At 51.7% G+C, this 26,189-nt stretch carries 19 protein-coding genes and 1 pseudogene; 5 read left to right on the top strand and 15 right to left on the bottom strand.

The features are described 5' to 3' along the window. Nucleotides 1-320 precede the first annotated feature (320 nt). A complete protein-coding gene (gene mtnK, locus ACTHRH_RS07595; RefSeq protein WP_144941510.1) occupies nt 321-1,523 on the top strand; it encodes an S-methyl-5-thioribose kinase in 1,203 nt (400 codons plus the stop codon). A 53-nt stretch (nt 1,524-1,576) separates the two neighbouring features. Further along, nucleotides 1,577-2,701 (top strand): S-methyl-5-thioribose-1-phosphate isomerase, encoded by a 1,125-nt coding sequence (gene mtnA, locus ACTHRH_RS07590; protein WP_379286988.1) that lies wholly within the window; start codon nt 1,577-1,579, stop codon nt 2,699-2,701. 328 nt (nt 2,702-3,029) lie between these two features. On the opposite strand, the gene ACTHRH_RS07585 is transcribed toward mtnA, so the two are convergent. Further along, nucleotides 3,030-3,662 carry an SGNH/GDSL hydrolase family protein gene (locus ACTHRH_RS07585; protein ID WP_440414867.1) on the bottom strand — a complete coding sequence of 211 codons (633 nt, stop codon included), beginning with the start codon at nt 3,660-3,662 and terminating at the stop codon, nt 3,030-3,032. Between the two features lie 190 nt (nt 3,663-3,852). On the opposite strand from ACTHRH_RS07585, the gene ACTHRH_RS07580 reads away from it, so the two are divergent. Then, on the top strand, nt 3,853-4,032 hold the full coding sequence (locus ACTHRH_RS07580) for a hypothetical protein (protein WP_144941503.1): 180 nt from the start codon (nt 3,853-3,855) through the stop codon (nt 4,030-4,032). A 76-nt stretch (nt 4,033-4,108) separates the two neighbouring features. On the opposite strand, the gene ACTHRH_RS07575 is transcribed toward ACTHRH_RS07580, so the two are convergent. The 14 genes and pseudogenes from ACTHRH_RS07575 to ACTHRH_RS07510 all read right to left on the bottom strand — a co-directional run bounded on the left by ACTHRH_RS07575 (nt 4,109) and on the right by ACTHRH_RS07510 (nt 23,257). Beyond that, entirely contained in the window at nt 4,109-5,230 is a 1,122-nt protein-coding gene (locus ACTHRH_RS07575) for a glycoside hydrolase family 88 protein (protein ID WP_440414865.1), read from the bottom strand. A 53-nt stretch (nt 5,231-5,283) separates the two neighbouring features. Next, complete coding sequence (locus ACTHRH_RS07570) at nt 5,284-6,162, bottom strand: carbohydrate ABC transporter permease (RefSeq protein ID WP_144941499.1); 879 nt, start codon at nt 6,160-6,162, stop codon at nt 5,284-5,286. A 12-nt stretch (nt 6,163-6,174) separates the two neighbouring features. Next, the gene (locus ACTHRH_RS07565) at nt 6,175-7,134 is read right to left on the bottom strand and encodes an ABC transporter permease (protein WP_150960375.1); all 960 of its coding nucleotides are present in this window, start codon (nt 7,132-7,134) and stop codon (nt 6,175-6,177) included. A 109-nt stretch (nt 7,135-7,243) separates the two neighbouring features. Continuing rightward, complete coding sequence (locus tag ACTHRH_RS07560; RefSeq protein ID WP_144941495.1) at nt 7,244-8,854, bottom strand: extracellular solute-binding protein; 1,611 nt, start codon at nt 8,852-8,854, stop codon at nt 7,244-7,246. Between the two features lie 170 nt (nt 8,855-9,024). Next, complete coding sequence (locus ACTHRH_RS07555) at nt 9,025-11,361, bottom strand: helix-turn-helix domain-containing protein (RefSeq protein WP_440414862.1); 2,337 nt, start codon at nt 11,359-11,361, stop codon at nt 9,025-9,027. A gap of 425 nt (nt 11,362-11,786) precedes the next feature. Further along, on the bottom strand, nt 11,787-12,944 hold the full coding sequence (locus ACTHRH_RS07550) for an N-acetylglucosamine-6-phosphate deacetylase (RefSeq protein ID WP_379289811.1): 1,158 nt from the start codon (nt 12,942-12,944) through the stop codon (nt 11,787-11,789). Then, nucleotides 12,941-13,720, bottom strand: coding sequence for a glucosamine-6-phosphate deaminase (locus ACTHRH_RS07545; protein WP_379289813.1), 780 nt, complete (start codon nt 13,718-13,720; stop codon nt 12,941-12,943). The genes ACTHRH_RS07550 and ACTHRH_RS07545 overlap by 4 nt, the downstream gene beginning before the upstream one ends. A gap of 267 nt (nt 13,721-13,987) precedes the next feature. Then, the gene (locus ACTHRH_RS07540; protein ID WP_379289815.1) at nt 13,988-14,323 is read right to left on the bottom strand and encodes a hypothetical protein; all 336 of its coding nucleotides are present in this window, start codon (nt 14,321-14,323) and stop codon (nt 13,988-13,990) included. Between the two features lie 195 nt (nt 14,324-14,518). Further along, complete coding sequence (locus ACTHRH_RS07535; RefSeq protein ID WP_379289817.1) at nt 14,519-15,037, bottom strand: dihydrofolate reductase; 519 nt, start codon at nt 15,035-15,037, stop codon at nt 14,519-14,521. A 454-nt stretch (nt 15,038-15,491) separates the two neighbouring features. Beyond that, nucleotides 15,492-16,286, bottom strand: a complete 795-nt coding sequence (gene thyA / locus ACTHRH_RS07530; protein ID WP_379289819.1) for a thymidylate synthase — start codon at nt 16,284-16,286, stop codon at nt 15,492-15,494. Between the two features lie 189 nt (nt 16,287-16,475). Beyond that, nucleotides 16,476-17,053: pseudogene (locus ACTHRH_RS07525) on the bottom strand (AAA family ATPase). Between the two features lie 666 nt (nt 17,054-17,719). Next, on the bottom strand, nt 17,720-18,022 hold the full coding sequence (locus tag ACTHRH_RS07520) for a YunC family protein (protein ID WP_144941431.1): 303 nt from the start codon (nt 18,020-18,022) through the stop codon (nt 17,720-17,722). Between the two features lie 117 nt (nt 18,023-18,139). Next, nucleotides 18,140-22,648, bottom strand: a complete 4,509-nt coding sequence (locus tag ACTHRH_RS07515; protein WP_440414858.1) for a DEAD/DEAH box helicase — start codon at nt 22,646-22,648, stop codon at nt 18,140-18,142. A 234-nt stretch (nt 22,649-22,882) separates the two neighbouring features. Continuing rightward, nucleotides 22,883-23,257 (bottom strand): DUF423 domain-containing protein, encoded by a 375-nt coding sequence (locus tag ACTHRH_RS07510; RefSeq protein WP_144941427.1) that lies wholly within the window; start codon nt 23,255-23,257, stop codon nt 22,883-22,885. 889 nt (nt 23,258-24,146) lie between these two features. On the opposite strand from ACTHRH_RS07510, the gene ACTHRH_RS07505 reads away from it, so the two are divergent. Both ACTHRH_RS07505 and yhbH read left to right on the top strand, forming a co-directional pair. After that, the gene (locus tag ACTHRH_RS07505; protein ID WP_144941425.1) at nt 24,147-24,593 is read left to right on the top strand and encodes a hypothetical protein; all 447 of its coding nucleotides are present in this window, start codon (nt 24,147-24,149) and stop codon (nt 24,591-24,593) included. Between the two features lie 448 nt (nt 24,594-25,041). Then, nucleotides 25,042-26,187: a sporulation protein YhbH gene (yhbH, locus tag ACTHRH_RS07500; protein WP_144941423.1), complete on the top strand. Its 1,146-nt coding sequence runs from the start codon at nt 25,042-25,044 to the stop codon at nt 26,185-26,187. Nucleotides 26,188-26,189: the final 2 nt, after the last annotated feature.

Below are 26,189 nucleotides of genomic sequence, written 5' to 3'. Positions count from 1 at the left end.
AACATTAAATTAAAGCAAGCCGGATGACTTGAACGAACTTCCCTTTCTGAAGCTTCTGCACGATGCCCGACAAAGATCTGCCCCCTGCAATTTCCATGCATACCTCATTATAGGGTTATAGGTCGGAATAAAGCAAATGGAAGGCGCCTAAACATCGCAAGCTATTGATTCAATTACAAATTCATTGTATTCCTACCTGTTCTCTTGAAAATTAAATCTCCCCTAACGGGCCATTCTGTCATATACTATAGACAAAAGATTTGGAATTGTCCGTTGACCGGCATTCGAATCAAACTTTATTTATACAAGGAGGAATCCCGATGTCCTATCATTCCCTATCGCTGGAAGAAGCAATCCGGTACGCTGCTAATTTGCCGGGCATATTTCCCGAGAACGCAGACTTGCAAGTACGCGAAATCGGCGACGGCAATTTGAATCTTGTCTTTCATATAAAAGATTCGAGGAGCGGAGCAAGCGTTATTATGAAACAGGCCCTGCCTTACGCCAAGGTTGTCGGAGAATCGTGGCCGCTCACGCTGGACCGGGCGCGGATCGAGAGCGAGGCTCTTCAGCTTCAGGAGTCTCTCTGCCCCGGGCTTGTCCCGCACGTCTATGCCTTCGATCAAGAGCTGGCTCTGACCGTCATGGAGGACCTTAGTGATCATATCATCATGCGCAAAGGCTTAATTGAAGGCAACCGGTACCCGCTTTTTGCCGAGCATGTGGGTAAATTTATGGCGCATACCCTGTTCTACACTTCCGATCTCGGAATGAATCAGCAGGCTAAGAAGCAGCAGGTCAAGAGATTCGTTAACCCGGAACTGTGCAAAATTACGGAGGATCTCATTTTCGATGATCCGTATACCGACTCCAGCAATAATAATTACAATCCTCTTATTCGTGAAGAGGTGGAGAAGCTGTGGCGGGATGAAGAGCTGCATTTGGAGGTAGCATTGCTGAGAGAGTCCTTCCTCACCCACGCCGAAGCCCTTCTGCATGGAGATTTGCATACGGGAAGCATCTTTATTACTCCGGAATCCACCAAGATGATCGATCCGGAATTTGCCTATTATGGCCCTATGGGCTTCGACATCGGCGCGGTAGTGGCCAATCTGCTGCTTAATTACGCCGGTCAGGAAGGCTGGATAAAGGATGCGGGCCAACGCTCCGAATTCCGCCAATACTTGCTGGACACCGTCCGTGATGTGTGGGGCCACTTCTCCCGTAATTTTGTGCAGCTGTGGGAGCGGGACAATGTCGACCGAATGGCGCGCACCCCAGGATATCGGGACCTCTATATGAAGAAAATTCTGAGAGACACGATCGGCTTCGCCGGATGTAAGATGGTCCGCCGCATCGTCGGGCTGGCGCATGTAGCCGATATAGACACGATAGCGGATCCGCAGGTGCGGGCCCATGCGGAGACGATCGCCCTGAACATCGGTAAAGCGCTGATCAAGCTTAACCGCAAGGCCGAATCTATTGAAGAAGTTATTGCCATCGCTGAACAATACGCCAAATAATTGCTATAATAGTTACTCGTTATCACCAATGATCGTGAAAGAAGGTTATAGGCATGAATAGAACGAATTTATCGGATGCCGCGGGGCAAGAGCCGCGTGAACTGGCTTCCCTGCGCTGGACCGGAGAGCATCTGGAGATGCTGGACCAGAGATTGCTTCCGGAGCAAATTGTTTTCCTCTCCCTGAACGAAGCGGAGGAGGTTTGGGAAGCTATCTTCTCCATGAAGGTGAGAGGGGCTCCGGCAATCGGTATCGCGGCCGCCTATGGCGTTTACCTCGGTATTCGGGGCTATGAGCCGGCGGGCGATAGTGAGCGGGAGCGGCTGCACAATCTCGAGTTGAAGATTAACGAAGTAGCCGACCGGCTGGCTACCTCTAGACCGACAGCCGTTAATCTGTTCTGGGCATTGGACCGGATCCGCAGTAGGACGGTGGAGTGGACCGCAGCGTCTTCCGCTTCAACGGAAGACGGCGACCGTGTAGAGCAGCTCAAGCAGCTTGTTCTCAAGGAAGCGCATGACATTCAAGCGGAGGACGAGACGACCTGCCGGCTGATCGGAGAGCATGCGCTCTCCCTCTTCGAGGATGGAATGGGCGTGCTTACCCACTGCAATGCAGGAGGTCTGGCAACCGCAAGATATGGAACGGCGCTCGCTCCATTCTACCTGGCCAAGGCCCAGGGCTGGAACCTGAAGGTGTTCGCCGACGAGACCCGTCCGGTGTTGCAAGGGGCGCGCCTAACCGCCTTCGAGCTGCAGCAGGCCGGAATCGATGTGACCCTGATATGCGATAATATGGCGGCGATGGTCATGTCCAAGGGCTGGGTACAGGCCGTTATAGTCGGCACGGACCGGGTAGCGGCCAATGGCGACGTGGCGAATAAGATCGGCACCTACGGGCTCGCTGTACTGGCCAAGGCGCATAATATTCCTTTCTACGTCGCATGTCCACTATCAACGATTGACATGAATACCCCGACGGGAGACCTCATCCCTATCGAGGAACGTCATGAGAGGGAAGTTACGGAAGGCTTCGGCAGAAGAACCGCTCCGCAAGGGATCAAAGTATTCAACCCGGCCTTCGATGTAACGCCGAACGAATATGTTACGGCGATCATTACTGAAAAAGGCATCATTCGTCCTTCCTACCAGGAGAATCTCCCCAAGCTGTTCGGATAATCATATAGAAACGGAGGAGCATAGCGCTCCTCCTTTATTTTTTTACGGGAATTTCGGGGCGTCACGCACCAATACACCTCGAAGGCTGCGCCACTTTGCGGAAATCGGGAATTTAAAAGGGTTCCTTGCAAAGTGATTAAGTTTCGAAGGCTGTACGCCACTTTGCAGGTTAAGTGAATTAGCTTCCAAGGTCATACGTCACTTTGCAGGTTTTTAAAGGCCCCCCGCAAAGAAAAGCGGCCGCGTTTAGCGGAAGGTTTAGACCACCGATTCCGCTGGAGTGCGGACGGAATAGCTTCAAAGGCTGCACGTCCATTTGACGGGTTATTTATGGGAACTGGACACCGGCCGCTTGCAGCCAAGCTCTGGCGATAAGAGCATGACCTGCGGGCGAAGGATGAACGCCGTCCGGAGCCCAGAAGGCTGCATTCGCGCGGGTTGATGCCTGTGCGAATAATCCGTCCAGCGGAACGAGCACAGCCTTGAATTCACGGGCCAGCTCCCTCACGATATGAATCTTCGGATCTAGGTCCGTCCGCCAGCTCTTCCGGTCTTCAGGCACGGGGAGCACGAACGGCTCAATGAGCATCAGCTTGGCTCCAAGCTTGTCTCTCGTCTGTACAAGCAAATCCCTTAGCCCGGCTTCAAAATCTTCCGCACTCGTTGGATCGTTCCGGTCAAATTTTCTCCATGTGTTATTTATTCCTATGTATATGGAAACCAAAGTGGGCTTCAGATCCAGACAATCCTCCTGCCAGCGGCCTTGAAGATCCTTGACCCGGTTACCGCTTATTCCGCGATTGAGGAAAGTAATCCCCATCTCCGGAAACATAGAATTAAACAATCCGGCGGCCATCATGGCGTAGCCTTTGCCCAGATCATTCGGGTTATCCCGGTTGCGCGACGTATCCGTAATGCTGTCGCCCTGGAACAACACAACCTCATTCTGCGAAATCAGCATACTGCATTTCCCCTTTATGTTAGTAGAATAGGCAATAATCTAAATTCATTATGCCATAACCGCTCGGTAAGCGGTATCATTTAATTACGAAAGGTTGTCGTGACATCACTATCGGATAAGTGGACCCATTGTTGGATAAAATGTAACAGGAGATCTTTTTCAATAAATATCAACATAAGGTGGAATTCACATGGTCCTTCAGGTTAAAACTTTCGACGATAAAGAAGAGCTGAACAATTTCCTCAGAACCTTGTCCGAAGATACGGTTTACAGCATTGATTACAAAATCGCCGGAGAAGAGCTGCATTCGGAAAACTTCATGGTCGTTTACAAAGTCAAATTTCAGGAGCATGGCGGCCCTACGGCATAACTTTTGCGGGAAGTCGCGGTACTTAACAAACATAGCCCGGAAGCGGGTTTCCATCCCTGCCTCCGGGCCACGAGCTTTACTCGTACCAGTATCCTTTCAATCCTCTTTCCATGCGCATCAAGGCTTCCAAATAGTAGTAATCGCCCCAGATCATGAAATCATCGGGCCCCCGGTCCCCTCGAACATGATAAGAGCCATGCAGGAGCAAGCCTTCCGCTTCTGGCATGCTCATCGTAGAATAATTTCGCACCAGCGAAGCCATCCATCTTACTGCCGCATCCTGGAAGAACGCTTTGTCCGGGTCCTTGTCATCCAGATGCTCGGCCAGCTCCAGCACACCCGCTGCAGCGATAGCCGATGCGGAGCTGTCACGCGGAGTCCCTTCCTCGATCGGAGCGTCGAAATCCCAATAGGCTACCTGATCTTCCGGCAGATGCTTGTCGAAATAGCGGGCGAGCCTTCGGGACGTATCCAGGAACAGCGGATTACGGGTATAGCGGTACGATAGCGCGAAGCCATATATTCCCCAGGCCTGGCCTCGCGTCCAGGTCGAACCGTCATGGTATCCCTGATGGGTGCCCCCGCCGATAGGTGTTCCATCCTCCTGGTTAAAATAGAACGTATGATAGGAAGAATCGTCCCCGCGCACAAGATAGCGCCTGCTCTTCTCCGCATGAATTATAGCGATATCCCGGTACTTCGGGTCCCCCGTCTGCTCGTAAGCCCAATAAAGAAGGGGCAGGTTCAGCATACAGTCAATGATGATCCGTCCGCCGTTCTTAGGATCTCCTTCCGGGCCCCATGCCTGTATATATTGGCCGGCGGGGCGCCATCTCTGCATTAATTTATCGGCCGCTCTCAGTGTCAATTGGCGGGCTTCCTCGTCCTTCGCAATAATCCACCCGGCCTTCGATGACAGCGAATACAAAAATCCGATGTCATGGTGATCAAGCGCCACATTGTTATCCAGCCGTTCGCGGAAATTCTGCACCTGCTCTTCCGCCGCTTTTTTAAAAAATTCATCCCCTGTATATTGATAGGAAAGCCAGATCATCCCGGTATAGAAGCCTTCGATCCAATCGTTGTTCTCCCCCCATTGATAGCGGTTTCCTTCTGTAATATGAGGAAAGAGTCCGGGGTGGCCTTCGATATTTTTCCTAATCTTCTGAACGGCATCCTCAATGGCTTGCTTCCACATGCCTTTATCACACCTTATTCTGTTATTTTCATTAATCATTCTATCAAATCGGATTACTCCTTAATAGCCCCAATCATAACCCCTTTGACAAAATACTTCTGCAGGAACGGATAGAGCAGGAGAATCGGAATCGTAGCGACAATGATGGTCGCGTACTTGATCGTTTCGCCAATCGGCATTTTATCGGCGGCGCCGACACTGGTCATCATACTGTCCGTGCTGTTCGTAATCAGAATCTCTCTCAAGACAAGCTGAAGCGGAAATAATTCACGGTTTCTCAAATAAATCATCGCGCTGAACCAGGAATTCCAATGCCCTACCCCATAGAACAAAATCATGACGGCCACAACCGGCATGGAGAGCGGTAGAATGATTCGAAAAAGCACCGTAAAATCGTTGGCGCCGTCCAGCTTAGCCGACTCCTCCAGGCTGATCGGTATTCCCTGGAACGATGTTCTCATAATGATCAGATTGAAGGCGCTGACCGCACCGGGAATAATGAGCGCCCATAAAGTATCTAGCATCCCCAGATTAGTCACCAGCAGGTAGGTAGGAATCAGCCCGCCGGAGAAAAACATTGTAAAAACGATAAAAAACATAATCGGGTTTTTCCACATCACATTTTGCCGGGAGAGTCCATAGGCTCCCAACGCCGTCATAAAAACGTTAATAGCCGTTCCGACGACAACGATAAACAGAGTATTCATATAACCGGTCTTGATCATCGGATTGTCGAAAACCAGCTTATACGCATCCAGGTTGAATCCATGGGGAAACCAGATCAGTCCCCGCTGCTGTACTGCCCATGCCGGGTCGCTTAACGAAGCGATCAGCACGTACAGGAACGGATACAAGGTAGCGAGGCACAGCAAGATCATAAATAACGAGTTGAAAAAATCAAAGATCCGCTCCCCTATCGTCGGTCTATTCATCAAGCACCCCTCCTACCACAATTTGGTCTCCGTCGTACGTTTGCTGATCGTATTCGCAAGCACCAGTAAAGTAAAGTTTATGACCGAGTTGAACAGACCGATCGCCGCACTGTAGCTGTAGTTCGACTCCAGAAGCCCCTTGCGGTAAACGAAGGTGCCGATGACATCGGCGGTCTCATACGTGGCGGAATTGTACAGCAGCAGTATTTTCTCCGTCCCGACGGTCATCAGATTCCCCATCTGCAGAATCAGCAAAATAATAATCGTGGGCAGCATGCCGGGAATCGTAATATGAATCGTCTGCCTCCACCGGTTGGCTCCATCCACTCGTGCGGCTTCGTACAGGGAAGGATCGATATTGGAGATGGCCGCCAAATAAATAATGGTCCCCCAGCCTACTCCCTGCCAGATTCCCGAACTGATGTAAATCGTCCGGAACCATTCCGGCTGCCGCAGATACGGAATCGCTTCCATTCCAAACCAGGCCAGCAGGTTGTTGATCAGCCCGTCACGCGCCAGGAAGTCTACCATCATCCCCGCTATGACGACAATCGAGATGAAATGCGGGATATAGGTGATCGTCTGAACCGCACGCTTAAACAGCCGGTTGCGAACCTCGTTCAACAGAAGGGCGAGAATGATCGGCGCCGGAAAGGCGAAAATCAGCTCATAAACACTCAGCAATATCGTATTGCGGATCAGTCTCCAAAAATAAAAGCTGTTGAAAAAATCTTGAAAATATTTAAAGCCGACCCAGGGGCTGCCCCAGAATCCCAGCGTCGGAGAGTAGTCTTTAAAGGCGATTTGCACTCCGTACATAGGGCCATAGTGAAAGACAGCATAGTATAGAACGACAGGAAGCAGCATCAAGTAGACGTACTTGTTCATCTTGAAGTCACGGACGACCCGATAACGAAAACGCGTCTTATCCTTCGCTGTTCCGGCTGGTTTTCCTCTAACTACTTCAGCCATACTCAGCCTCCCTTATTGCTGTAATCAGGATGTAGGTGAAATGATCCGGTCTTCCGGGAAAGGGTCCGTGACGGGGCAGCCCCGACACGGACACAAACAGCAGCAATCCTTATCTCTGATTGAAGCGTTCCAGGGCCGCCTGTTGAATTTTAATGGCTTCCTCAATCCCCATTCCCTTGAGAGTATTGACAAAGTCATCAAAACGATCGAGGGGCTCCGCACCCATAATGAATTTGTCAATCATTTCGGTCTTGTAGGTATTAATATCGTTCATGATGGACGAATATCTGGAGCTTTCGTCCGCTGTCCTTGTAATCGGGGGCAGCAGCTTGGAATGATCGGCGTCCATCCAGTTTTTGATCGCTTCCTTCTGGACATCCAGCGACAGGTATTGCTCCTGATAGCGAACATCCTGAATGATCGGTCCGGACCAGCTTGCTACAAAATATTTGGCCATCGCTTGGGTAATGGGCAATTTGTCCGGGTTATTCATAATCAAATCCGTATACTTCGGGTATCCGTTCTCCATGACATAGCTCTCTCCCTCGACCCCGAAGTTAAACAGCATATGCCCCTGCTCTCCATACCGGAAGTCCATCCATTTGACCAGCTCCTCCGGATTTTTGGCTGTTGCGGAAATGGCGCCTCCATCTCCCCTGAAGGGAAAATCCATTTGACCGAGTGCTTTATCTCCTTCTTTAAGAACCGGATAGGTCGTACCTATCAGTGTGAAATCGGGCTTGGAATCCTTCATCAGACTGGTATACCGTCCGATACCGCTTCCGTTATAGGTTACGATGGAGCCCAATTGATCTCCGGTCATCTTGGCATCCTTCAGCTTGGAGTCTGTCGTGGCGTAATCCTTGTCAATCAGTCCTTCCTTATACCACCGGTTCATCAGGGTTAGGAATTCCTTGTACTCCGGTTGAATGGGTCCGTACTTGACCGTCCCGTTATCCTGATAAAATTCGGTCGTAATCCCCCAGGCGCCGATAAAGGCATGGCCGACATTAATATCTCCCATCGTTAGAAGGAACGGAATCTCATCCTTCTGGCCGTTACCGTTAGGATCCTGATCCCGGAAGGCAGTCAGCGCTTTCTCCCAATCGTCTATCGTCTTGGGCACCGGCAGATTGACCTTGTCGAGCCAATCTTTGCGGATGACCGGACCATGGAAGGTCAGCAGCTCCTCATGCCCGCGAATGAACGGAAATACATAAATATTGCCTTCATCCGTCGTAATCAATTTCTTCCACTCCGGGTGCTCATTCAAGATTTTGGTCAGATTGGGAGCATGCTCCTCAATCAGCTCATTCAATCGGATAATTCGCTTTTCCTTGATCGCGTTATCCGGACCCTTGGCCACCGAAGCCCAGTTATATTCAATGATGTCGGGCAGCTTGCCTGACGCGAGCATCAGGTTGAATTGGTCGGCTTCTTGTCCGGACGGGGGATGCTGGAATTCCACCTTCGTTCCGGTAATTTTCTCCATCTCTTTATAAGCGCCCATTTCATTGAAGCTTTTCAGGACGGAACCGGCATTCCCCATCCCTGCCCAATATGTGAGCTTCTCCGGATAGTTCACTTCCTTCGGCGCCCCGCCGGAATCCGACGGTTGAACTGCCGGAGGTGCCTCCCCCTTGCTGCATCCAGCGATTAATCCGGCTGCCAGAGTAACGGACATCAGAGCCGCTGCCGTTCTTTGTCTTCTTTTATTCATGATCATAGGGCCTCCCTTTTCAGAAATTGAAACGCTTTCGTCTGGCGACATATTCAAACTATAACGAAAGGCCTGCCCTCTGGATACAATACGATTTTCAATGAATTATACGGCTTAAACAATGATCACTATCTTTTCTTAAGGGAGACTATACAGATTAAAGCTTTTCTTCAGCGACGCAGCATTTCCCGATATTTTCCCGGTGTTACGCCTTCGTATTTTTTGAAAAAACGAATAAATCCGACGTCATTGGAATAACCGACCTTCTGCGCAATTTGCGAAACGGTCAACGTCTGATCGGCAAGCAGAGCTTTCGATTCCCGAATTCGCACGGCCGCGATGTAATCGGTAATGTTCTGTCCGCTGTGCTTCTTGAAGAACGACGACAGGTACTGCGGTGTAATTTGAAAATGATCCGCCATCATCGTCAAGCTGATGTTGCAATCGACTCCGTTCTGTTCAATATAACTGCAAATTCTGGCATACAGCCGCTCGCTGTGATCCGTCTTCTCTTCCCGGGAATGGGTGCATATTTGCATATAAAGCTCTTTGATTTTGCCCAGCATTTCTTCGGCAGTCGAGCAATCGGAGATCGATTTCGCCGGATCGGACGAGCCTGCGAACAGCTTCTTGTCATCGATATTCATTCCGTTGGACACCTTCAGGACAGTACTCAGCATATCGAAGAAGAGGCATTTGCCCATTTCGGGAGTAATTTTATGGTCCGTGAAGTTGACCTCGTAAATTTGCTCCAGCAGCTTCTCGGCATGAACGTAATCTCCGCTCTTCGCGTAATTCATTAATTGAACCTCGGCTTCCATCGGGTAGTGATAATAATGCTGCTCCAAATCCTCGAGATCTTCATAGAAGATAACTTCATTCGCCCCGTAAATGACTCGGTAATCCATCGCCATCAGCGCTTCCCGGTAGCATCTCCCAATCTCCTCCATCCCTTGATGGATCATGCTGACCGCCACGGTCGTTTGAATGCGAAATCTCTCTTCAATGACCTGCTTCAATTGACGGATAAAATCGTTCCGCCGCATCTTGGCCTCGTCATCCGCTTCAGGAATGCTGGTCAGCACAGCCAGCCGGTCCCGGTCCATTTCCACAATATAGCCCTTATCCTGCATTAATTCGCTGCATACGTTGGTAAGAATAAAGCGGACCAGCGCCCATTCCCTTTCGGTATCCCCTTTGATAAAGCTCGAGCAGTCATCTATCTCTATAATCATGGTGCAGAAAAAGTCATGCTCGAAATGAACTCCCATAAATTCGAGAGAGCGGTCTTGGGCCGCGTCTATTTCCGCATGCCCCTTGATCAACCGGGTCAGAAAGTTCGCCTGCAGCACCGGTGCCTGCTCCTCCAGCGTTTTGCGCAAATGCTTCTCTTCATTCAGAGAAAGCACGATCATTTTTTTAATAAAATCGTACTCGTTGGTAAAATGGCCTCTCTTAAGGCCTCTCCCTTTGATGATTTCCTGGATCATTTCGCGAATCGGGCTATAGTTGCGGTAAGCCATCACATAAGAAGCGACGGCTCCGGCCGCCAGGCAGATGACCAGCATCGCCAGCGCCCCGTCCTTCACTCTGTTGACTTGTTCCATAACGATCGAGGTCGGTACGACCGAGACGTATTTCCAGCCGTTCTTGGCGCTGGTCGTATACGACAACATTTTTTCCTCGCCGTTCTGCACAATATTATAGTAATCGCTTGGCTCCGTGAGCTGGGTATAAAGCTTGGGGTCAAGCCCCTCCTGCGAATTCGTCATCATCACCTGATAATTCTCATCCAAAATATAGATCGCCCCATTATGAACCCATTCCACCTGCTTGAGCAGTTGATTGATTTCCTGTTCATCGATATGAATGACGAGGTATCCTTCCGGGTCCGAAAAGTTGGCGAGCGGCAGCGACTGAACATAGGTAATGTAATTGGTCGTAGTGGAAGCAATTCTGTCGGTAATGGGAGACGCCGGTATATAAGTTTTGTAACGATGTCCGGAGAGCAGCTCGTTCATCACCCAATCGTAGCCTTTGTCCTCGTATGAACGAATCTTGTTGAAATACACTTCAGGGTTCGTCTTCATAAGCGGGGTAAGGATCGTTTCGGTATTTTTAAAGTAAATGAAAAAATCTTCTATAAAGGTGCTGATATTTCGAAAGTTCTTCACTTCTTTCATAAATTCCAGAAACTTGATTTGGTCGTTAACCGTGTCGCCCCCCACATTGCTCAGCAGCCAGAGAAGCTTCGGATTCAGCGCCAACTGAACGGTCATGGAGTCAATTTCGCCCAGACGGTTGTCCATAACCTGTTTCACTTGCTCCAGCATGCCCAGATGGGCCCGGTTTGCATTATCCACCATCAGCTTCTCCACGTTTTTGTATAAAGCGCTTCCAATAATGACAGGAATAAGAAGAATGATGATGTAGGATGTCAATAAAGTAATAAACACGCTTTTGGGTCCGTTTCCTTTCCATGGCTTCAGCGTTCTTGTTCTCATCATCCATATCGCCCCTATTCCGCTTGATGTTAAAATCGGTTAATGCCGCAGAGTTTGAGTATACTTGAGCCTTTTAGAAAATTCCGGAAAGCAATATTAATTATGGATAATCCCCCACTTGTTGTACATGATCTTTTTTAATGGTCAATAGTATACATTTAAGATTTGAGCCTGAAAATACGCAAAAAATATAACACCGGTATAAGGTGAAACTTATACTTTCTTAGATTTGTTAAAAGTCCTGCATTATCTCAGGAATTTTTGCCGCGAAACGTATTTCGAGTCCTTTGCGGCCACCTCCCAACTTATCTATTGAAGCCTTTTCGTAGATTCCGCTGCAGAATCCATACACATCGATAAAAAAAAGAGGACCCTATGGTCCCCCTTTTCAAAAATGTATTGAATTGTCGCTTGTCTCTCTATCGCTACTATATCAAGCTGCCGTTCTTGTAAACCTCTCTGACCATGAGCTTGTCTTCCTCCCAGTTATACAGGACGAGATCCGCCGGGGCGCCCTCATTCAAACCTTGGGCAGCAGGCAGTCCCATGAAGGCCGCCGGACGGGTCGATGCCATCTCCCACGCCTGGGCCGCAGTACACAGCTTGGAGCGGACGAGATGCTCGATATTGAAAGGAAGCATCTGTGCCGATCCGGCGAGTATGTTCGGATTATGGGCCGTATGGAGCCTACCTTCCGGGGTCAGCACCACCTTGCCGCCAATATGGGTATCATACTCGCCTGGAGCCAGTCCGCTCAGGAACACCGCATCACTGACTATCATGAGCTGCTCGGCCTTCGCCTTGAGGAATACCTTGAGCACGGATTCCGGCAGATGGAACCCGTCCGCTATCGCACAAGGGCTCAGCTCGTCGCTGGCCAGCTGCTCCCAAATATAATTGGGGTGACGCGGGAGCATCAATTGCGCTCCATTGCCCAGATGTGTCGACATCCTGGCCCCCGCGGCCACTGCCGCCCGAATCTGCTCCGGTGTCGCCGAAGTATGCCCGATGGACACGGTGACTCCCTCCGCGCTGCACTTCGCAATGAACTCCGGGGCGTTGTCCCATTCCGGAGATAGCGTAAGAATGCGGATCCGGCCACCGGCCGCGCGCTGCCACCTCTGGAAGAGCTCCCAATCGGGAGCGGTCACGTATTCCTTACTGTGAGCCCCGCGGGCTCCGTCCTCAGGTGAAATAAACGGACCTTCCACATGAATGCCCGCTATGCACTGCCCGGTCAACGGATCGGAATCGCAAGCCTCTGCAATAATTCCGACAAGCCGCTCAATATCCTCGGGGCTGTTCGTTATCACCGTAGGATAGTACGAAGTAACACCCAATTTCGCAATCCGGCGGGTCACCTCTTGGACCGCCTCCGTTGTCAACGGAAGCGTATTGAAATCAATCCCGAAGTATCCGTTAATCTGCAGATCAACGAGTCCGGGAGCAATCCATGGAAGGGAACCGTCGGCTTCCTCCTGCACAGGCGCCACTTCCCGAATCTTCCCTTCGCTTATCGTTACCCGGACAGGATTGCCGGACTTGTAGTCCAATCCTTCCAGAACCGTTAGCTGCTCCCCACTCATGCTTTCACCTCATAGGATTCGGTATCGACATACAGGGTACAATCCGGATGAGTACGAAGAATGGAAGCCGGGCATTCCGTTGTCAGCGGCCCGTTTAACGTGTGCATAACCGCGTTGCGCTTAGTCGGTCCCGGAACCATACAGAATAGATGACTTCCTGACATAATCGCCGGAATAGTGAGAGTAAGCGCATGAGTCGGAACCGCGTCAAAGGTCGGGAAGCAGCCATCGTTCACCTGCTGCTGGCGGCAGGCGTCATCCAGTTCGACGGGCTTCATCAGCACCGGATCTTCGAAATCGGCTACCGGCGGATCATTAAAAGCTATATGGCCATTCTCGCCAATCCCCAGACAAACGATGTCGATCGGAGCCTCCTTAAGCAGATCCGAATAGCGCTTACATTCTTCTTCTATCGAATTGGAGCTGTCAATCAGATGAACTTCGCCAGGCTTGACAATATCAAAAATTCGGTCCTGCAAAAATTGACTGAACCGCTGCGGAGCATCCCGCTTCAAACCGATATATTCATCCATATGAAAAGCGGTTATACGGGACCAGTCAATATCCGGGTCCTTCGCCAGTGTTTCCAAAAATTCGTTCTGGGAAGGAGCCGCGGCAAAAATCATGCGAACCCTCTCCTGCTTCCCCAGAAGCTCCTTCACCTTGCTGGCCGCGGCCAGTCCGGCACTTTGCCCCAGTTCCTGACGGTTCCTGTATACGCGAACCTGCAACCGCTCGCACGTCTCGGTCAGAACCGGTTGAATCGTTGAACTCATATCAGGTTGTCCTCCTTGATCATAATCGGAATGTCAGCAGCTTTAACCCTTGCCGTTGCTGCCAAAGCCTGTTGACTACCTCTATTATGGGCGAAATCCCATACCCTGACAATGCTTTAATAAAGAATTGCGAGAAATATTACCCGGAAATTTATCACGGTACTGATATAAACACTGCTTTCGAGCCTTCGATTGCAAGCAGCGCGTTATACCGTAATTTTAGACAAATAAAAGTCCCCAAACCGTGTGCCCGGGGACTTGTATAGATTATTTCCGATATGTTTCGTTATACCACTGCGTGGCTTCCTTAATCCATTCGTTGCCGCCGCGTTTTTTCCAGTCTTCTACAAATTGATCGAATCCGTCAATGGACTCTTCCTCCGTTATCACTTTAGCCGCGAATTGCATCCATAATCCGTCATAAGCCAGTTCCCGCCTTGTCTGTAGGGTCGGCATTGCAGGAATATCAAGTCCGTCGTTAATCCGACCTTCATTATTTGCGATAGCCATGGCGTCTACAATGAGCTGGCCATGATTGCTCAATAAGAGAAGGATGAGCAATAGAAGCTTTGTCTTTAAAGAAGGCGCTGTCATTTTTATCATGAGGGCTTCCTGTATCCATCGATGGTTCAATTCTACCTTCAAGCTTCCTCCCTCGTGCAAAAAGCCGGTAGAAAGGCCTTCCTTTCCGCAACGATGCTTTAAGCTTATAACTTCCTAATGTGGTAAAAAGAAAGCCGCATTACGCGGCATGTTCACTCTCCTGTTCTGTTCGTCATTGCAGCGGTAAGCGGCCGCTTACCTTCTTCTTTCATAGACAACGAACCGGTGGGGGTATTTGTTTTTCTCGCCCATTTCTCCCTCGCGGCAATCGGTAACCGCCCACTCCTCCAAATCGATTTCCGGAAAGCTTGCATCCCCTTCGAAATCTTGATCGATCTCCGTCATGAACAGCTTGTCCGCATAGGGCATAAATAACCGGTAAATTTCCGCACCGCCGATCACATACAGCTCTTCGTTCCCGTACCGTTCGAGCGCTTCCTCTACGGAATGGACAATGTCACAGCCTTCCGCCTTGTACTGCCGATTCGACGTCAGCACGATGTTGCGGCGCCCGTCCAAAGCTTTGCCGATCGATTCGAACGTCTTCCTTCCCATCAGAATCGAATGTCCCATCGTCGTCCGGCGAAAATGGGCCATATCCGCGGGAAGCCTCCACGGAATTCGGTTCCCGCTGCCGATAATCCGGTTGCTGGCCATCGCCGCGACCATGGAAATCGCTCCGTTCGTATTCTGCTTCTCTATCTTCGTCATCATTTATTTCATTTCCCTTTCATTATCGAATTCCGGTCTAGACGGTAAAAGTGCAGGTCTATTAGCACGAATCCGGTAAAATCCCGCAAAGATGAGCAAAACCGCAGGTCTTTGGACGCCAAAATCGCAAAAATTAGCCAAAATGGCCAAATTTACCTGCGCATCTTCATGTCTTTGGACCCTTTTAACGAAAATTTGTCCAAAGACCTGCATTACGCAGGTCTTTGTTCAGACGATGTATTTGCGAGCTTACTGCACTCCGGGACTGTTTGGACTTCCGATCACGGTTATCCTCGGAATTCTAGAAATCCAAGGATAACAAGGCGAACGCTAACTCTTCACCAGTTCCAAATGTTCTTCTCCGTGACTTGCTTCCACCATATCAGGATGCCGTCACAGCAGATCGCTGCTATCAAACAGTCCCTTATTTTGATTCCTGTGTTCCTTCGGACAGACTCTAAACCGCAATAGGCGCCTTGATCCGCGGATGGCACTGGTAATTGACAATTTCAAAGTCTTCATAGCGATAATCGAAGATCGAGTCCGGCTTCCGCTTAATAATCAATTGAGGGAGCGGATAGGGCTCGCGGGTCAACTGAAGCTTCACCTGCTCAATATGATTGGAGTAGATATGCACATCTCCTCCGGACCAGATCAATTCCCCGGGCTTCAGCCCGCACTGCTCCGCCACCATATGCGTCAGCAATGCGTAGCTGGCGATATTGAAGGGAAGCCCGAGGAAAGTGTCGACGCTCCGCATCGTAAACATACAGGAAAGCTTGCCGTCGGCCACATAAAATTGGAAGGCATAATGGCAGGGCGGCAGCGCCATCTCCTCAATCTCCGCCACATTCCAGGCACTCACCAAATGCCGCCGGGAATCCGGATTGCTCTTGATTTGTTCGATCACCTGACTGATCTGATCGATTCGTCTGCCGTCCGGAGCAGGCCAGGTACGCCATTGTGATCCGTAAACCTGCCCCAGGTCCCCGTTCTCGTCGGCCCATTCGTCCCAGATCGTCACACCGTTTTCCTGAAGATAACGAATATTGGTATCCCCGCTCAGAAACCACAGCAGCTCATGAATGATGGAGCGGAGATGCAATTTCTTGGTCGTAACGAGCGGAAAACCCTCCGACAAGTCAAATCTAAGCTGACGGCCGAACACCGAAATCGTTCCGGTTCCCGTCCGGTCCTCCTTTTGCACACCGTTACCCAGCACATCTTGTAACAGATCCAAATAACTTCTCATAAAGCACCTCATCTACAACGGCTCACGATACAACCTTTGCTTCGTATCGCGGTCTTATTAATGTCGGCAATGTAATCTCGCCGCACGGATTAAACTTTATTATAACAGAGACAGGCCTGTTAGCGAATCGCAGTTGAAGCTGCTAAAGGCCGGATACAGCCCTTAAAAGATGGCCCTCGCCCTCTCAGCTCATTTTCCTAGCGTAAGCCATCGGTCCAATGCTCTTCTAAGCTTCCCGCGGGTATCCGGTTGAAGCGTGAGGTTCAGCATGGAGGCAATCTTATCCGCCACCGCCCCTATGTTAAGGCTCTCCGTATCGAGATGGTGCCGGAAAATGTCGTTGGACAACCCGTCCACACAACGATCTATCTGCTGCGCGGCCCAGCTATTGGGACCGTTCCCCCTGGAGCGAAGCCTTCTAAGCAGCGTTTCCTTGGAGGCACACAGCGTAAAATGATGAACCGTAATTCCATCGTTTCTTAAGCGGCCGACCACTTCTTCAAAATACAGCGGCTGAACCACGGTCATAGGCACGATAATAATCCCCGGGTACTGTCCGGATATGTATTTTAACATCGAGTAATTGAACTCCCGCCACATGGAATAATCCTGAAAATCATCCCGGGAAGCTTCTCTGGGGAGATTCTTGCGGATGTAATACCCGGCGTTCTCCGGATCAAAGATAAAGGATGAGGCCAACCTCCGGCGCAATTCCAAGAAGTCTGCGTCTTGCCGGAACCAAACGCCCCGTTTATCCAAATGATCATGCCATCCCTCCATTTCCTGCACCGCTACAGACCGGCAGCCAAGAGCGTATCTTGGACCAACTCCGTGAATAGCCTTCTATATTTTATCATATCCCCCGTTAAAGGTACTCGGGAATAAAGAACGACTATCTATCGTTTAAGCAGTACATAAGAATAGGTTGATAGTTCTATCGGTAAGGCCGAATGGTTTGTACAGGATCAATAGTCTGTAACGGACCCGGGAGACCCTATTTCGTCAAAATAGGCGGTTTTTTTTAGACGGACACAGCTGCGCTTATTGATCGGAATTCTCCTACTTTCACATGCATTGCTTGGGAATAAGGTCATCCGAGTCCATTAAAATTACTGAAAGGCTCTTCTAGACCGATTAAGGTCTCTGGGGTCCGTTATATTCCGGGCGCTCAGGGTTTCGTTCGATCTTGGTTTATAACAAACAAATAGAATCCTCAATGCTACAGTTTTTGAGCCTACTCCACTTTATTTTCATACCGTGCAGGCTTTTCGCATGATCTCAGTTATACGCCGTTAATCGACGACCGACAGAGCTAAACGGATTGCGTTTATTCCACTTATTCCACAGAATGTTCCGGTCAAGAAAAAAGAGGTCCGCTCCTCCGGATGCGGACCGACAGTGACGGGCTGTGCTGCTATGGGATCAACCAAGGCTCACATCATCCGAGCAATTGCCTCTATTCCCTTCATCCCCGTGTGAATGCCCAGTGCCTCCGCTTCCAGAGTAACGGATTCCAATGGAGCCTCCAGAAGCTCCTCCAACGTTCGGACTCCAACGGCCCGGCCGGCGATGATTTTGCGATCCTTGAGCTTGTCGTTAAGAAGCTTCACATCCAAGGCGCCGCACATAATATATCCCTTGTCGGTAGTGACGGCGAGCAAGGTGGTTTTCGGCAGCTTTACTTCGATCCCCAGTGCGGTACGACCGCCTATATCCATCGGAATGACCTGCATCATGGTTAAGCATCCCCTTTCCCAAGATGGTCCCCTGTCAGGAACTTCCCAAGAAGTTCCTGTGCCTTAACGAACCCGTACTGTAGCATATGAGGGACAGGTACATGCGGGTATAGGCAGCTAACGGAATGAGCTGGGCCATATAACGATTTTATGGCGATCGCGCTCGGCTCCTCTGTGCAGCAGCCAGTCCGCCGCCTCCGTCTCTCCGACCGGGAGGCCGTTCCACTGCTCGACGGCGATTTTCCTCTGGCCGCTCTGGCGGAGGGTCTGCATGAGCAGCTCCGGCAGCAGCTCTTTCCAATCCGGGCCTTCCCCGCTCCGCGAGCTGCCCGCCTTGTCCTCCTCCATCGTTATGATTCTTCTGCCATAATGCTCCAGCCACAGCAGCCACTGCTCCCCCCGCATAACCAGGTAATTGCCCGGCTTGCGGGCGTAGGACGCTTCCTTCCTCGCCGGCCACGGAACCGTTATCCCGTATGGATTCGCCGGATCGGAGGCTGGCAGCAGGATGAGCTCGGAATCGGAATAGCGGATCGTATTTAACGACTCCGCAGTCTCCTTCAGGGCAAACTGCATAGCGCTAACCCCCTGGATGAACATTCCGCGGGCAACGATCCCCCATTCTTCCAGCCGTTTGAAGACGCCGATCATCGTATCCCAGGAAAAAGGAGCTTCTTTGGCCGTTTCCTTGGTCACGATCCCATATCGCTTAAGCAGCAGATGCGCCCACTGCACGGCCGAAGTTTCGGCCCTTTCCGGAGAACCTTCGGCCGCTTGAGAAGACGGCTCCAACGCATACCAGCGGCCGAGACCGGACTGAAACTTGCCGGTCCGGGAAGCTTTGCTCTGCCGATAGGTCCTGATCGGACCAAGCTGATCGTTGGACACGCGCCCTTCCCAGACCAAATCCATCAGCTTGTCCAGCATCACCGAAGGGACTTCTCCCGCCTCCCGGCTCAAGGCGGTCAGGAAGCTTGCTCCTTGGGACCGGAGGAGATCAAGCAGCGGCGCATGAACGCTCTGTTCTTCCCGGCTCTTCAGAAAAGGGGCATACAACGGTCTGGAATCGGCTCGGAAGAAGGCGATCCTGCCGTCCTTGTCCTGCTCTTCCTTCGCGCCCATCCAGATCCATTCGCCGGACGCCAACAGCAGGTCAAGCTCTTCCTTGCGATAAGCGGACAGCCGCGCGGGGAAGACTTGCTTCTCCCACTGCTCCAAGGGGAGGTAGACCCCCTGCAGCTCCTCCAGCACATCATTCAACCCCTCCGCCCCGGACGGACGCTGGCCGGCAGCGATGCGATGACGTTCGGCCAGGTAACGGCACAATCGGGCGGATGGCACCCGCTCCACCGATCTGCGGAAATCCCGAATCGATATCCGGATCATCCGGCGGGTTACCTTGGTGCTTGTGAATAGCTGCTCCTTCTCCCGGTCGGCAAAAGGGGCAGGCTCCATCACCTTATCCTCCCGCCATTCGGCCAGCAGCTCTTCCGTCCGCTGTGCCGAAAGACCGTATCTCCGCTGCAATTCCTCCGGAGTGAAGGACAACCGGTGATCGATATACCGCCTGCAGATGAAGGCTGCCGCAAGCGGATCGCTCCCGATCGTCTCGTACAAATGCCGTTCATCCCGGCAAATCCAGCGGGCCTCTCCCGATTCGGTCCATTCCGCCACCCGTCCTTCAGCCGCGAGGCTGTCCAGCCATTCCCCCGCCTGCTTGCCGGCCAATCGGAATAATTCCTCCTTGGTATGGTCGCCACGTTCCTTAAGGAGCCGGTACAGATCATCCGGTCCGCGCCATTCAAGGCCTTCTCCCTGCTCCAGCCGCTTCTGCTCCCGATCCAGCACCTCCGGGCTAATCATCCCCTGAAGGCTCTCCTCGCCGAAATACTGAGCGGCCAAGTCTCTGCTTATGCTGGCCAACTGGATCTGGAGGTCCGGCTTCAACGCATCGGACTCATACAGCGACACTCCCACGTAATCCAGCAAAAATTGGGCGGCAAAGGGCGACGGGAACCGGGTTCTTGCCACCTGCCATTCGATCTCCCCGTTACCGATGCGGGTCAACACTTCCTTCAGACCGCCCGTATCCAGTGTATCCTCCATGCATTCCTTCATGGCTTGATGCAGGAACGGGAATCTCTCCGCATAAGGAAGCGCTTCTTCCAGCAATCCTTCGCTGCGCAGACGTTTCTTCCAGGCCGGCATTCGGCTGAAGCCTTTGGACAGCAGCAGAGAGGTCTCCGCAATGCGGCGAAAAGCGATTCCGAGCATTGGGGTCCCCGGCAGCGATTCCAGCAGAAGCCGATCCAGGGAAGCCGCATCCACCTGGCGCAGAGCGGCTAACCAGGCCGGGTCCCATTCCGGGAAAATAAACTCGATGCCGTTATCCCTCGCGTTGGCAAAGTATGTCCGGTGGACCACTTCGTTCAACCGGGCCTGAATAGCCAACTGCCAGGCCAAATTCAAGCGTCGTCCGAACAGCGAATGAATAACGACATGATGCTGGTTCGTATCATCCAAGAACTGTTCGACGACGATGCGCCGATCGGTTGGCAGCGGGCAAGCGGCTTGCTGACTGCGGACCCACGAGATCAACTGCTCCGAAGCCCCGGCATCCATCCGGTATTCCTCCATAAGCCATTGCCGGGCTTGGTCGGGATCTTCCTCGATCCGCCCCCCAAACTCGTCCATGAACCGTCCGATCCGGACTCCCAGCCCGTAACTGCGGCCGAGCGCTTCCGCCCGCCAGAAAGGTATTTCACTGAAGCGGTTCTCCGCTTCCGTCACGTAAACCCGGTCGTGCTTGATCGAGCGGATCGACCAGGAGTTCGTCCCCAACTGGAAGACGTCGCCGGGCCGGCTCTCGAAGACGAACTCCTCGTCCAATTCCCCAAGATGCTGCCGGGTGTCCATATGGTACACCGGGTAGCCGCTGCTTTGGGGAATAGTGCCTGCGCCCATGACGGCGGCCATGGGCGTATGCGTGCGGCGGCGGAGCAGTCCGGTGTCGCGGTCCCAGTCGAGTAGCGGGCGGGCGAACGGATACAGCCCCGCCAGCACCTCGAGCATACTGCGGAACCGGCCGCGCGGGAAGCCGCGGAAGCAGTCGCTGCGCGTGAGCACGCGATAGAGCTGCCCCTCCTCCCAGTCATCGACGGCGACCATCGCCGTCACCTGCTGGGAGAGGACATCGAGGGAATGCCGCGGAATGCGGATTTCCTCAATGTCCCGGGCAGCGATGAGCCGCGCCAGCACAGCGGCTTCCGGCAGCTCGCCGCGGCTGCGCGCGAGGATGACGCCGCAGCTGGCGTCGCCCACAGCGTGCCCGGCGCGCCCGATGCGCTGGATGCCGGCAGCGGCCTGCTTGGGGCTGTCGATCTGGATCACCAGCTCGACATGCCCAACGTCGATGCCGAGCTCCAGCGACGATGTCGCGACGAGGCAGCGCAGGGCGCCTTCCTTCAGCAGCCGCTCGACCTCGAGCCGCTTCTCGCGGGAGACGCTGCCGTGGTGCGAGCGCGCCGCTTCGAAGCCGAAGTGCTCGTTCAGCCGGAGCGTCAGCCGCTCGCACAGCCGCCGGTTGTTGACGAAGATCAGCGCCGTTCTGCTGTTCTCCATCAGTTGAACGATTCGTTCCACGATGGAAATCCAGAACAGCTCCTTCTCCTTCGACGGCGCCGGGCGCTCCGGCATAGTGACGAGCAGCTCGTAGCGCTTCTCCATTTCGCTGTGCACAATCGCCACGCTTCTCGCTCTCTCCCGGCCGCCTCCCCCTTCCGCTGCGTCTTCGCGTTCCGCTCCCGGCTCGCCTTCGCCGTTCGCCTCGGCGTCCGCTCCTCCCTTCGCGCCGGTTACGTCCGCTTTGCCGCCGCTTGCTGCGCTTTCCTGATCGGCGGGGCCCTTCCCTCCACCGTCCGACGTCATCGCTCCGCCGCTCTCAGCGGCAGCAGGCGCCTCCCAGCCGCCCAGGAAGCGGGCCACTCTTTCCAGCGGCTTCTGCGTCGCAGAGACGCCGATTCGCTGGAACGACCGGCCGCTCCACTCCACCAGCCTTTCCAGCGTAAGCGACAGATGGGCTCCGCGCTTGTCCGCGGCCAGGCTGTGGATTTCATCGACGATGACCTGCTCCACCGTTTTCAGGATCTCCCTTGCTTTCGGAGAGGTCATCATGATATACAGGGATTCCGGCGTCGTCACGAGCAAATCCGGAGGGTTCCTGAGCATGGAAGCCCGGGTGCTCTGCAGCGTGTCCCCGGTACGGATGCCGATTTTCAGCTCCTGCCAGTTCCCGCCGATTTCCTGCGAATACTGCTTCATTTCCTCAGCAAAGCGAAACAAATGATGATGAATGTCGTTATTGAGAGCCTTGAGCGGCGTGACATACAGTACTCTTACTCCCGGGGCGGCATTCGTCCGCTTCTCTTTATTCCGTACAAGCGCATTCAGACATGGAAGCAGTGCGGCCAAAGTCTTGCCCGACCCGGTCGGCGAAGCAATCAGCGTATGGCGCCCGGACAGAATTTCCTTCCAAGCTTTACGCTGAACCTCGGTCGGCTCGCCGAAGGACCGGTGAAACCAGCCCGCGAGCACCGGATGAAAAACCGATAACGATTCCTGTTCCATCATTCCCCTCCTAACCTGACGAAAACCTTCTATCTCCGTTTTTCTAAGGTGACTGAAGCATGGAGATTTTCTCAGTATACTTGCACCATCAACACCGGTCTCTCAAGAAAGATAGCCTCCAATGAATCTGAATGTAACCAAGACCGATTCTACAAACCGTTGATTACTTACCGAGCCAAAAAACGGGCCGCTTCTTTCTCGGACTGCACTGGAAAGAAACGTACCCGTTTGCCCTTACTTCCATTTAACAGCGGATACCGCGACAAGCGCCCATCCTACGATGAACATAACCCCGCCGAAAGGAGTAATCATTCCCAGCTTGTTGATTCCGCTCAGAGCCAGAACATACAAGCTGCCCGAGAACAAAATGATCCCTACAAATAGAAGTCTGCCGGCCCACAGCAGCGAACGCGAATTCGGCATCTTCGCGCTTAGAGCGGCAATGGCGAGCAGCCCCAGAGCATGGTACATATGATACCTGACTCCGGTCTCGAATACGTTCAGCAGTCTCTCATCAAGAACGGAAGCGAGCCCGTGCGCTCCGAACGCCCCCAGGGCAACGGCCAGTAGAGCATTAATGCTGCCTAAAATGGTAAATAATTTTTGCATATTCCAACCTCCTGCAGAGAACCTTTGCCAGCATCATATCATATTTTTTTCTCGATTGCTTGTTCATGGGCTATGCCAACCGCGACGATTCGAAACTCTTTTTTCATTCTGTGAACAACTGTTGAAAACTTCACTTTCAATGGACATTTTTCCATCCATCTTTTCGGGAACTTTCAATATGGACTCTGGAGTTTTGGTCTGCAATCAGCCTTCCCTTCCTTTCGCCATTCACTTGATCTTCCTACCTCTTTGAATCCTCTAGCCGAGACTTTGGACTGCTATCCCCTTCCCTCAGAATGGATCGGCGACCGGGGGGCCATCTGCAGATTGCGTTTATTGTTGTTTTATTTTCATATCCGCCTAAAGCCGAGTTCCTCTTGGTAAAACACTGGGTTAAAAGAACCGACGGAAGAAACGGGTGAAAGAAGCAGCAGTCGTTTGACGAGATCATACACTAGTCCGTGATATGAAGGACCTGAGCGAGGGGGATAACAGTCATATCATGGAGCTCACCAACAAGTCCGGATGAAGCCGCTGAGCGATTGGGATAACAGCCCATATGTCTAAATAAAGAACCGCTAGTCCGAAAAATGAGAAACCTGAATCAAGGGGATAACAGTTGGAAGAGGCTGTCAACATAACTTGATGCCAACCGCTTTTCAGGAGGCTTTAACGCTATAATGAACATAGAAACTTTGCGATGTGGTAAAATAATGATATTATTTTTGGCGATGAAGATTTATATTTCCTTGGGCAGACGTAGACTGCTTTCGCCATCTGGGGCCTCTTAATTGAAGCCTTAAGGCACTTATTGAGGACGGAATGAAATCTTATCTTAATTGCCGTATCAACACATTATTTATCGCTTTAATAACGGAGGGAAAGCTGAATGGATCATTTCAATGAGCAAGAACAGGAATCGTTTAAAAATAAGGAGGAGGGCTTTCGAAATCATTTCATAACCGCCGAGAAGCATTCGGGACCGGGAATCGCTTCATTCGTAATGTCGCTTCTAGCCGGAATCGGATACATCGTGCTGTTTGTCGGCGGAGTTGCTGTCCTGAGCACCCAATTGGCAGGACTCATGCCTAATCTCGATCTGGAGAACCTCGAACAGCTTCAGCAAACGCCGGAGCTCGTCGCCTCTCTTCTTTTCATCGGGCTTGGAATGCTCGGTTCTTTCGTTTTCGCTTTAATCGGGCTAATCCTTGGCATCATTGGATTGCTGCAGCAAAACCGGAAGAAGGTGTTTGCGGTTATTGGAACCGTATTAAGCGGCTTGCTGGTCGGGATTCCACTGCTTTTCTTCCTCTTTTCGATGGGGATGGGAGTTTAGGAGAAGCCCGCACCGAGAGGCCTTTCGCCAGCCAGGCGGAAGGCCTCTTTTTCTTTTTCAAGGTAATTCTTTTTACTATACAAACGGCGGTTTCTTTTTCACCAACTAAAAGATTCTCAACGAGCGCCGGGAGAGGTACGCTGTAGGACAAGGGCCATTCTCACAATCTGCCGGGTTCCGCCCCTGATTTTTAATAGAATTCCTGGCCCAAATAGGCGGATTCCATTCATGGTTTTGCGAAACTTGAATATATTTGAATAACAACCGGAATAATGCTTCATTCTTATTCATCGCTAAACATTAGCGGATTGCGGCATTCTATTGAGTTGAACAGTGTTTATAACGAAGATCATGAGACGAATGCCATTCATCCCTTATTCTGTAATTGCACAGGCTCATGCCGATCCATCCGCTAATAATCCGAGAGAATTCTCGAGGAGGTGCCTGCATGTCCGAGCCTTTATTTATCGTTTCCAGGGAAGACTGGTCCTTGCACCGCAAGGGCTACCAGGATCAGACCCGCCATCAGCAGAAGGTTAAGGAAGCGATCAAGCAAAATCTTCCTGACCTCGTCACAGAGGAGAGCATCATTATGTCGGACGGCAAGCAAATCGTAAAGGTTCCGATCCGCAGTCTGGATGAATACCGTTTTCGGTACAATTACAATAAATCCAAGCATGTCGGTCAAGGCGACGGAGACAGCCAGGTAGGAGACGTGCTGGGAACGGATCCCTCATCCGGCCGGCCGGGCCAAGGCCAGGGGGCCGGAGATCAGGCCGGCGAAGATTATTATGAAGCCGACGTGACGATGGAGGAACTGGAGACGCTTCTGTTCGAGGAACTGGAGCTGCCTGATCTGCAGGAGAAGCAGAAGGATCTGATGAAGGCTTCCGATATCGTCTTCCACGATGTCCGCAAGAAGGGTATCATGTCCAACATTGATAAAAAGCGGACGATTCTTGAAAATTTAAGGCGCAATGCCAATGCCGGAAAGCCCGGAATCTTCGGAATTTCCCCGGATGATTTGCGCTTTAAAACCTGGGAGGAAATTGAGAAGCCCCATTCGAATGCCGTCATCATTGCGATGATGGACACTAGCGGTTCGATGGGAAGCTTTGAAAAGTATGTGGCCCGCAGCTTCTTCTTCTGGATGACCCGGTTTCTGCGTTCCAAATATGAGAAGGTGGAGATCGTCTTCATCGCTCATCATACGGAAGCCAAGGAAGTAACCGAAGAAGAATTTTTCACCAAAGGGGAGAGCGGCGGAACGATCTGCTCCTCCGCTTATCAGAAATGCCTGGAAATCATAGACAGCCGTTATCCGGAGGCGTACTACAACTTGTATCCGTTTCATTTTTCCGATGGCGACAATCTTACCTCCGATAATGCCAAATGTCTGGATTTGATCGGCAAAATCATACAGCGGGCCAATATGTTCGGATACGGAGAGGTGAATCAGTACAACCGCAGCAGTACGCTGATGGCCGCTTACCGGCAGCTTCAGAACGATAAGTTCCAATTCTGCATCATTCGCGAAAAAGGCGAAGTGTACAAAGCTCTCAAAACGTTTTTCGCGAAAAAAGAAACGGGGTGATC

Source organism: Paenibacillus sp. SAFN-117 (assembly GCF_051966115.1).
In the GTDB taxonomy this organism is placed as follows: Bacteria; Bacillota; Bacilli; order Paenibacillales; family NBRC-103111; genus Paenibacillus_L; species Paenibacillus_L residui.
This window is presented reverse-complemented; position numbering and strand designations above follow the sequence as displayed.

Excerpts from the sequence above, each read along its gene's own strand:
- ACTHRH_RS07565 (WP_150960375.1), bottom strand. The coding sequence starts at position 7,134 with ATGGCTGAAGTAGTTAGAGGAAAACCAGCCGGAACAGCGAAGGATAAG.
- ACTHRH_RS07570 (WP_144941499.1), bottom strand. The coding sequence starts at position 6,162 with ATGAATAGACCGACGATAGGGGAGCGGATCTTTGATTTTTTCAACTCG.
- ACTHRH_RS07560 (WP_144941495.1), bottom strand. The coding sequence starts at position 8,854 with ATGAATAAAAGAAGACAAAGAACGGCAGCGGCTCTGATGTCCGTTACT.
- mtnA (WP_379286988.1), top strand. The coding sequence starts at position 1,577 with ATGAATAGAACGAATTTATCGGATGCCGCGGGGCAAGAGCCGCGTGAA.
- ACTHRH_RS07550 (WP_379289811.1), bottom strand. The coding sequence starts at position 12,944 with ATGAGTGGGGAGCAGCTAACGGTTCTGGAAGGATTGGACTACAAGTCC.
- ACTHRH_RS07505 (WP_144941425.1), top strand. The coding sequence starts at position 24,147 with ATGGATCATTTCAATGAGCAAGAACAGGAATCGTTTAAAAATAAGGAG.
- ACTHRH_RS07510 (WP_144941427.1), bottom strand. The coding sequence starts at position 23,257 with ATGCAAAAATTATTTACCATTTTAGGCAGCATTAATGCTCTACTGGCC.
- ACTHRH_RS07555 (WP_440414862.1), bottom strand. The coding sequence starts at position 11,361 with ATGATGAGAACAAGAACGCTGAAGCCATGGAAAGGAAACGGACCCAAA.
- thyA (WP_379289819.1), bottom strand. The coding sequence starts at position 16,286 with ATGAGAAGTTATTTGGATCTGTTACAAGATGTGCTGGGTAACGGTGTG.
- ACTHRH_RS07585 (WP_440414867.1), bottom strand. The coding sequence starts at position 3,662 with ATGCTGATTTCGCAGAATGAGGTTGTGTTGTTCCAGGGCGACAGCATT.
- ACTHRH_RS07580 (WP_144941503.1), top strand. The coding sequence starts at position 3,853 with ATGGTCCTTCAGGTTAAAACTTTCGACGATAAAGAAGAGCTGAACAAT.
- ACTHRH_RS07575 (WP_440414865.1), bottom strand. The coding sequence starts at position 5,230 with ATGTGGAAGCAAGCCATTGAGGATGCCGTTCAGAAGATTAGGAAAAAT.
- ACTHRH_RS07515 (WP_440414858.1), bottom strand. The coding sequence starts at position 22,648 with ATGGAACAGGAATCGTTATCGGTTTTTCATCCGGTGCTCGCGGGCTGG.
- ACTHRH_RS07545 (WP_379289813.1), bottom strand. The coding sequence starts at position 13,720 with ATGAGTTCAACGATTCAACCGGTTCTGACCGAGACGTGCGAGCGGTTG.
- mtnK (WP_144941510.1), top strand. The coding sequence starts at position 321 with ATGTCCTATCATTCCCTATCGCTGGAAGAAGCAATCCGGTACGCTGCT.
- ACTHRH_RS07535 (WP_379289817.1), bottom strand. The coding sequence starts at position 15,037 with ATGATGACGAAGATAGAGAAGCAGAATACGAACGGAGCGATTTCCATG.
- yhbH (WP_144941423.1), top strand. The coding sequence starts at position 25,042 with ATGTCCGAGCCTTTATTTATCGTTTCCAGGGAAGACTGGTCCTTGCAC.
- ACTHRH_RS07520 (WP_144941431.1), bottom strand. The coding sequence starts at position 18,022 with ATGATGCAGGTCATTCCGATGGATATAGGCGGTCGTACCGCACTGGGG.
- ACTHRH_RS07540 (WP_379289815.1), bottom strand. The coding sequence starts at position 14,323 with ATGATAAAAATGACAGCGCCTTCTTTAAAGACAAAGCTTCTATTGCTC.